Annotated in this window: 7 protein-coding genes; 3 read left to right on the top strand and 4 right to left on the bottom strand. The window is 61.8% G+C overall.

Going from position 1 to position 8,293, the window contains the following annotated elements:
• Window positions 1–157: 157 nt before the first annotated feature.
• The 4 genes from DBR24_RS04625 to DBR24_RS04610 form a co-directional block, all read right to left on the bottom strand.
• Window positions 158–1,015 (bottom strand): DUF4123 domain-containing protein, encoded by an 858-nt coding sequence (locus DBR24_RS04625; RefSeq protein ID WP_128614047.1) that lies wholly within the window; start codon window positions 1,013–1,015, stop codon window positions 158–160.
• On the bottom strand, window positions 1,012–3,078 hold the full coding sequence (locus DBR24_RS04620) for a type VI secretion system tip protein VgrG (protein ID WP_128614046.1): 2,067 nt from the start codon (window positions 3,076–3,078) through the stop codon (window positions 1,012–1,014). Before DBR24_RS04620 ends, DBR24_RS04625 begins: the two co-directional genes overlap by 4 nt.
• 201 nt (window positions 3,079–3,279) lie before the next feature.
• Window positions 3,280–3,591, bottom strand: a complete 312-nt coding sequence (locus DBR24_RS04615) for a hypothetical protein (protein ID WP_123470375.1) — start codon at window positions 3,589–3,591, stop codon at window positions 3,280–3,282.
• Window positions 3,592–3,644: 53 nt separating this feature from the next.
• The gene (locus tag DBR24_RS04610; protein ID WP_128614045.1) at window positions 3,645–4,232 is read right to left on the bottom strand and encodes a phage tail protein; all 588 of its coding nucleotides are present in this window, start codon (window positions 4,230–4,232) and stop codon (window positions 3,645–3,647) included.
• 238 nt (window positions 4,233–4,470) lie between these two features.
• On the opposite strand from DBR24_RS04610, the gene DBR24_RS04605 reads away from it, so the two are divergent.
• The 3 genes from DBR24_RS04605 to DBR24_RS04595 form a co-directional block, all read left to right on the top strand.
• The gene (locus DBR24_RS04605) at window positions 4,471–6,051 is read left to right on the top strand and encodes a glycosyltransferase family 39 protein (protein ID WP_128614044.1); all 1,581 of its coding nucleotides are present in this window, start codon (window positions 4,471–4,473) and stop codon (window positions 6,049–6,051) included.
• A gap of 150 nt (window positions 6,052–6,201) precedes the next feature.
• Entirely contained in the window at window positions 6,202–7,047 is an 846-nt protein-coding gene (locus tag DBR24_RS04600) for a sulfotransferase (RefSeq protein ID WP_128614043.1), read from the top strand.
• Between the two features lie 56 nt (window positions 7,048–7,103).
• Window positions 7,104–8,293, top strand: a 1,190-nt coding sequence (locus DBR24_RS04595; RefSeq protein ID WP_128614042.1) for a DUF4347 domain-containing protein, incomplete at its 3' end; no start/stop codon positions are given.

Genomic DNA, 8,293 nt, shown 5'->3' with positions numbered 1-8,293 from the left:
CAGGTTTCTCCTTTGGCGGGCACGTATTTGGCGATGGCTTCATAGGCGAATCCCGGCGGCAGATCTGCCGTGAAGGTGAAGCTGTCGGGCGGACTCGCCACACAACCGACCAACATCCCCATGCAGGCCACCCACCCGGCTTGTCGAAAAAATCGTTTCACTGCGCTGCGCCTCCACCCATCGTGTTCACCCAATGGCTCACCCGTTCGAAATGCTCCAGCGGTGTTTCCCCCGGACGCACTTGCCACTGCGCATCGACCCCACGAGCAGGCATTCGCACGCTGTGGATCAGCAGAAACGCCAGCTGCTGCGGTGTCTGCCAACCCCACTCATCTGCCTGCTCGAGACGTTCACGCAGCCAGATTTCCGGGGGTTGTGTTCGCGCGAGGTCGGCGTAGGCCTGTTCGTGTTCGGCCAGCAGGAAACGGTGAGCGTTGAGCTGGCGAATCTCGCGGGTTTGCTCCGCAGGTGCGGGTGCTTGCAGCCACGGCGGGGACTCCGGCACTGGGTAGCGGCCGGGCGTCGGGTTGTCGCTGCTCTCCCATTGCGTGCCCTGCCAGTAACACACGCTGAGCGTCGGGCCGAGGTAGGCCGGTATGGCTTCGGAGGGCAGATGCGCCAGTGTCCGGCTCAGCACGCGGTTGTCGTGAAAGCGGTACAGCGCCTGATGCGGGCGGGCGCCGATGATCAGTCGTTGCTGCCAGTGTTCGACCCAAGCGCACAGGCAGGCTTGAGGCAGGCTGAACAGCCATCCCCAGTTGTCCTCCGGACGGGCGAGCAGCGGCGCGATGCGTTTGTCGTCATACCGTTCAAGGGCGAAAACAAACGGCCCGTTATCCGCCAGTTCGGCGACGGGCGTGTCCTTGTAGAGGATGCGGTAGTGCTCGAAGTCGCTGGTTTGCAGTAACCACTGACGGATTTCCCGTTGCTGTGGTTGTGAGTCGAGCAGCAGATACAGGCCATGCCCTGAAGCGAATTGGCGGGTCATCCACTGGCGCGCAAAGGCTTCGCTCATGCGGCGTTCTCCCGTGGCTGGCAGATGCCCTCGCGGCAGGCTTCACACAGCGGGCAGAAGGTCGCGCCCATGGCATGGCTGGCGTTCATCAGCGCGCGTTGCGTGGACGCCAGCACGGCGGGCAATGGCGCTGGCGCCGCCAGGTCGTCGACGCCATCGGGCATCGCGGCCCGCGCCGGCGCAACCGCTATGGGGCTGCCGCCGACCTGGATCGCACTGCTGCTGAAAATGCCGCCGTGACCGATCACCAGGTGCTCGCCGCCGACGGTGATGCTGATACTTTTGCCGGCGTTGAGTACCAGATGATCGCCGGCGTTGAGGTGGATTTGCCGACCGGCCTCGATCGCCTGCAACTGATCGACCCGGCTGTGGCTGTCACCGCTGACGTGCAAGTGGTCGCTGGCGTGGAGCCGGGTTTTGCGGTCGCCGTGCACGGTGCGCTGTTCTTCGGCCTGCAACACGCTGATGCTGTTGCCCTTGATGGTCTCGTGGCGCTCGTTGCCGACGTCCAGACGGCTGTCGTTTTCCACCTTGTGCTCGAGGTCGCGCTGGGCGCGCAGGTAAATCAGTTCGCGGCCGGCACGATCTTCCACGTGCAATTCGTTGAAGCCGCCGTTGTCCGGTGAACTGCGTGAGCGAAACACACTGCGGGTCTTGTGTTCCGGCAATTCATAGGGTGCGGGGTTGGCGCTGTTGATCAGGCAGCCGCTGACGACCGGGTGGTCCGGGTCGCCCTCAAGAAAGCTGACCAGCACTTCCATGCCGACCCGCGGCAGCATCACGCTGCCATGGGCGTTGCCGGCCCAGTTAGAGGCCAGCCGCAGCCAGCAACTGCTGTGGTCGTCGTGGTTGCCTTCGCGATCCCAGTAGAACTGGACCTTGACCCGACCATACGCATCGCAATGAATCTCTTCGTTGACGGGACCGCTGACCACAGCGGTCTGGCTACCGAAGATGCGTGGCTTCACGAATGATTGCGGCGGGCGGTAGATCACGTCCCATGGCGTGGCGACAAAGTCGTTGCGGTAGCCTTCAACGAAGCCGTCGGCAGCGCCGGCGCTGGCCTCGCCCAGCGTTTCTTCCAGCACCGCTGATTGTTTTCCGCGGTGGTTGACTGCGGTCAGCAGCCACAGTCCATTGTTTTCCTCGCAGGCATGCTCGGTGATCGACAGGAAATGGCCGGACACCAGGCTGGTCTGATCGCTGTGGCCACAGCCCTGCAAGTAGTCGGCGCGATGACTTTCGAGGGCGCGGTGGGTCAGTTGCTTGCCCCGTGCGCCGTCGCTGAAGCGCCCCGGATAGCGATAATCCTCAAGCGCCGGCCGCGGCGTGTTGCTGTCGGGCCGATGGGTCGCCTCCAGCAGAAAGCGCGTCTTGCGAAAATCATGATCGCGGCGCACGGTCGCCGTCGGGCGGGTTTCCACCCGTACCTGCCATTGTTGGATTGCCGGCGTTTCGGCAACCATGCCGTTGTCCTGGCGGTAGGGCGTCGGGCGGTCCAGACGGGGGAAGACCGTCTGGTCGTCGCCCAGCACCAGCAAGTGTTTCTCCCGGCTGTGCTCGAAGTGGTAGTGAATGCCTTCTTCCTGACACAGACGCTGGATGAAGTGCAGATCCGACTCCTTCTGCACGCAGTATTCGCGCGGCGGATAGTCGGCACCGAGATGAAACCGGTGCAGGTCACGTTGAATACCGTTGTCCGCGAGAATCCGGGTGATGATCTGTGGCACGGTCATCTGCTGGAATATTCGCTGATTGCAACGATGCTGCAGATACGCCAGGCGCGGAACCAGTGTCAGGCTGTAGCGCGTCAGGCGTTTGCCGCTGTCGCCACGGGCGACGCGATTGATCACGCCGTGGATGCCATGGCCTTCGAGGTCGAACGCCAGGAACGCCTGCTGGTGCATGAGGCTTTCAAGGCGCAGATTCGCTCGTTCGCTGACCAGCTCGACCTCGAAGGTGTAGGGCTGGCTGATCGATTCGTGACCGCTGAAGGAGAGGACTTGCAGGTCGTGTTTAACGTCGTTGAGCGAGAGGCTGAAGCGGGCATGGGTGGTCGACATCCTTTATTCCTTGTCCTGTGACGGGGCACAGGCTCTCGGACGTCGATGCAACGATTGCGCGCAGACCTTCCTTGGTCTTGCGCGCAACGAACGTTCCGGAGCCAGTTGCGTGCAACGCTAACAAGGCCGCCGAAGAATTGATGTCAGACGCTTCCCAAATTGCAGTTACACATTCAACCGGCACGCGGAAATCCAGGATTTTCAGTTGAAGGTGATGTGGAAATACGCCAACTGCGGATCCCGCCCCATCGGCGGAACCCGCGAGACAAATATGCCCTGTACCCGCCCCAGTTCCGGCAGCTCCAGCGCGCACAGGCCATCGACGAATTCGGTTGGCTCCACGCTGTTCAGCTCGACGCTGAACGGCATGCGTTCGCTGTAGCGCATTTTTGCCGAGGGGTTTTCCTCAAGTTGCCCGATATGGACTTGCAGGGTGCTGCCGTCGGGCAGGTGCAGGGTGCCGATGCGCCCCAGCAAGGCCTGGAAATGTTGGCTTTGAACCGATTGCAGCATGGTTGTGCTCCGGCAAGGTAGGAAACCGGGGGAGGTGGTCCCCCGGCGGTCGATCAGTTACGCGAAGGAAAGATGCCGTTCAGCGCAATGCTGAAATTGAGCACCAGATACGGGTTCATGATGGGCAGCGGCAAGCCGTTACCGGCCGGCGAGATGGTGCCAGTGATAGTGGTCGCGGCGCCTTTGAGAGGAACGGCTGAGGCGCCCTGGGCATCGGAAAAGATATTCGCCAGACCCGGCCCGGTGCCCGATGCACCGATATAGGCATTGGTCGCGCTGGGGGTGCCGAGCGGATTGCTGGCCGGGTTGGCCAGTTGCACCGTGGTGGTGGCGGTGAGGCCGGCCAGGGTGTGGGTATGAGCGGGCAGGTTGCTGAGGGTCGGGATGACTTGTTCGGTGCCGGAGGTTTCTCCCATGATCCGTGTTGTCAGCCCCCCACCGGAGCCTTGGCAGACCGGCATGCGGCTCTGCAGGTTGGGCAGGCCGAAGTTGGTGGTGCCGTTGCCTCCGTAGGTGGTGCCCAGCAATGCGAACAGTGCCTGATTCTGTTGGATTGCGATGATCTGACCGTTGCACAAGGCCCAGCCGGAGGGCGCAAAGTTGAAGGCAAACGTCATAACCGTGCCCATGTAAACGTCCATAAAGTCCTCATCCTTCTGATTGGTGGTCGGCGGGCCGCAAGTGAATTCAGGCTGCTGCAATTGCCTTGGCACTTCGTGGCCAGGTCACGCCACGCCAGAGCGTAGACCGGGATTGGCAAGGTTGCCGGATGTCGTGAAAACGCCGGCCGGCATCGACGGCTCTCCTGCGCCTGACCTAAAGTGACGGGCAGGATTTGGCACCCATATCCGTGGTGACGCAGTACAGCGAGAGGAAGCAATGGCGCTCAACAGAGTAACGCCGGTGGGTGACACGCAGGATCCACACGCAACCCCGGGCTCATGGTTTGGCCGTTTGCGCCTGCTTCGCTGGGCCAGAGAACACTGGCTGTTGCCCATCCTGCTGCTGGCGGCGGCCGTGCGTTTTTACGATCTGAGCGCTGCGGCGATCTGGGGCGATGAAGGGTCCAGCCTGTTGCTGGCGCGTTACTCGTTGGGCGAAATCTGGCACCACGCCGGGCGCGATGTGCATCCGCCGCTGTACTTCATGTTGCTGCACGGCTGGATTGAGCTGTTCGGTGACGGCATCTTCGCGATCCGCTGTCTCAGCGCACTGGCGGGCATTGCTGCAGTGGGGCTGGGCATCCGTCTGGTGGATCAACTGGCCACGCGCCGCGCCGCGATCTTCGCCGGGGTGTTGCTGGCGCTGTTGCCGACGGCAGTGCGCTACAGCCAGGAAGTGCGCATGTACTCACTGCTCGGGTTGTTGCTGATCGCGGCCATGCTGGCGCTGATCTACTGGATCAGGCGGCCGCAACGGCATCGCTATCTGGTGGTGTATGCGTTGTTGATGACGGCGGCGTTCTACACTCACTACTTCGCCGTGCTCGCGGCGCTGTGCCACTGGATTTATCTGGGGGTGATCCGCCTGCAGCGCGGCTACCGTTTTCGCCACATTCAGCGCGCCGACTGGTGGCTGGCCAATCTGGCCATCGTTGTGTTGTACCTGCCCTGGCTGCCCAACGTGTTCGACCTGCTGCAACATATGGAGCAGCTCAAGACCGGCGGCGATGTCGGCTGGGAAGACCCGGTCACCCTGGCATCGCTGCCTTCGATGATCTGGGCGTGGCTGACCCAGGATGATGGCGATGCTCGCTCGCTGTTGATCTTCAGCGCCTTGCCGCTGGCGTTGCTGCTGTTGGTTGCGGTGGCCGTGATGCGTGATCGCAGCGTGTCCCGTGGCAGTGTCCTGCTGGCGTTGTACACCGGCCTGCCCCTGCTGCTGGTGTTCGCGGTGTCATTTATCACCCCGGTGTTCATCGAGCGCTACCTGACCGCTTACGCAATGGGTTTGCCGATGCTGGCCGGGATGGCCATCGACCGCGTGTACAGTCGCATGCGGCTGTTGGCGCTGGCAGTGCTGGTGGCGCTGATCGGGGTCGAAATGGTCGGGGTGAACACAAACGCCACGGTGGACCGCAATGACCAGTTCGACCGCGTGGTGAACTACGTCAACCAGCATTTCCAGGCGGGCGACCGGATCGTCACCAGCGACATGCTCTGGTACTTGAGCTACGTCTACTACGATCGCAGCGGCGCACGGGTTCGCCTGTACACGCCACCGGCAGCGGATGGCCGTTCGACGCGGCCCAATGACTACGGGTTCGGCACGCTGGTGGCCGCCGATGTCTATCTGGACAGCCTTGCCGAACTGCCCGTTAACGGCCGGGTATGGCTTATTGGCACGCTGGATGATCCGCAGGAATTTTTGCCGTTGCCTGCCACTTGGCGCATCGCGGGTGAGGTCCATGCCGGCGGCGCGCAAGCGCGGTTGATCACGTTCAAATCGCCAAGTGATTAAGCGCGGTCACGACTCAATCGTTTCACCTTTGAAATCGCGATAAAAAGTTAACTGGTTAGTCCTTTTTGCTCTGACTTGATATCAAAACACTACTAGTCGCAAGGTTACTGTTGGACTACGCTCTGTCGGACAAAAGGACTTCCGACTACGGTGAATGGATTGCAGCAGTTCCACTTTATTTCCGGCTTGCCGCGCTCGGGCTCGACCCTGCTTTCTGCGATCCTTTTGCAGAACCCGCGCTTTCACGCCGGAATGACCAGCCCGGTTGGCGCCCTGTTTTCCAGCGTGCTTGAGCAATGCGGCGCCGGCAGCGAGTTCGGCGCAGTGATCGACACCCCCATGCGCCGCCGTTTGCTGCGCGGTCTGTTCGACTCCTACTACGCCGACAAAGTCGATAAACCGGTGGTGTTCGACACCAATCGGCAGTGGAGCTCGCGGCTGCCGGCACTCAATGACCTGTTTCCCAAAGCCAAAGTCATCGCTTGTGTGCGCAACGTCGCGTGGGTGATGGACAGCCTTGAGCGGCTGTACCGCGCCAATCCTTATGAAAACACCAAACTGTTCGGCGACGCCGTCGAGCGCAACACGGTCTACAGCCGCTGCGAAACCCTGGCGCAGCGTAACCGGCTGGTGGGTTTTGCCTGGGCAGCGCTCAAGGAAGCCTATTACGGCGAGCACGCCGATTCGCTGCTGATCGTTGATTACGATTTGCTGACTCAGGCGCCTGAGCGGGTGCTGCGGCTGGTTTACGACTTCATCGACGAACCCTGGTTCGAGCACGATTTCGAGCACCTGGCCTACGACGCACCAGAATTCGATCAGGGCCTGGGCCTGGCCGGCCTGCACAAGGTCAAGCCGAAGGTCGCCTTGCAGTCTCGGCGCACGATCCTGCCGCCGGACCTGTTCAAGCAATACGCCGATTTGTCCTTTTGGCTCGATGGCTCAGCCAGCGCCGCCAATGTCATTCGTATGAAGTCCGACGCTGCGATCAACTGATCGCGGCGTTTTTTATTGATGCGTCACGTACATTCGTTCGAGTTCGGGTGAGCAACATGTGGTGGTCTCTTTTTGGCAGTGCGAAGGTCAAGTCACGGACAACCGAGGGTCAGCGTTCGCTGGCATCGCCGATGATCATGTCGCTGGAACCGCGCATGCTGTTCGACGGCGCAGTGGCTGCCACCGTGGCCGATGCGGCTGCCCAGGCTGACAGCCACCCTGCGGCGGATGCCGCCAAGGCGCCGACCGCCGATCACCCGGTCGCCAGCAAGGACACCCATGGTCAGGCCGATGCCACACCGGCCGCCAGCCCGGTGGCGGTGCCGGGCCAGAGCGTGGTGTTCGTCGATTCGCGTGTGAAAGATGCCGACAGCCTGGTTCAGGGCGTTGCCCCTGGCACCCAAGTGGTGAAACTCGACGCCACCAAGGATGGTTTGCAACAGATCGCCGATTACCTCGATCAACATCATGGCGTCAGTTCAGTGCAGATCATTGCCCACGGCAACGCTGGCGATCTGTGGTTGGGCAACAGTTATCTGTCTGCGGACAACGTCGCGCAACGCAGCGCCATCCTCGGCGAAATCGGCAAGGACATGAACGCTGGCGGCGACATCCTGATCTACGGCTGCTACACCGCCGAGGGCGATCGCGGCTTGAGTTTCGTCGACTCGCTGGCGCAGTTGACCGGCCGTGATGTAGCCGCTTCGAACAACCGCACCGGTGTCGGCGGCGACTGGGATCTGGAAATTGCCACCGGCAGCATCGAGAGCGCCAACGTCTTGTCGACCAAGGCGATGAGTGAATATCAATGGGGCCTTGCCACCTGGACCGCGACTAACAACCTCGACTCGGGCGTCGGCTCGTTGCGTACGACTCTGGCGTCTGCGCAAAACGGCGACATCGTCACGTTCAACGCCGGCATGACCGTGCAACTCAACTCCGAGTTATTGATCAACAAGAACATTACCGTCGATGGCGATCTGAACAACGACGGCGTGGCCGACGTGACCCTCGACGGGCAATACAAGACCCGCGTGGTGGAAATCACTTCAGGCGCCACCGTGACGCTGGACGGTCTGGTGATCACCAAGGGATTGGTGGCCGGCAATGGCGGTAACGGTGGCGCGGCGGCAGCAGGCGCCATGGGCGGCGGGATTTTCAACGCCGGCATTCTTACGCTCAATAACGTCACGGTGACTGCCAACGCCGCTTCCGGTGGTGGTGGCGGCGGTGGGGTGGCCGGAGG

The sequence above is a fragment of the Pseudomonas sp. HMWF006 genome, from assembly GCF_003061205.1.
Taxonomy (GTDB): Bacteria; Pseudomonadota; Gammaproteobacteria; order Pseudomonadales; family Pseudomonadaceae; genus Aquipseudomonas; species Aquipseudomonas monsensis.
The sequence above is the reverse complement of the archived record's forward strand: the minus strand, read 5'-3'. Positions and strand labels throughout refer to the sequence as shown.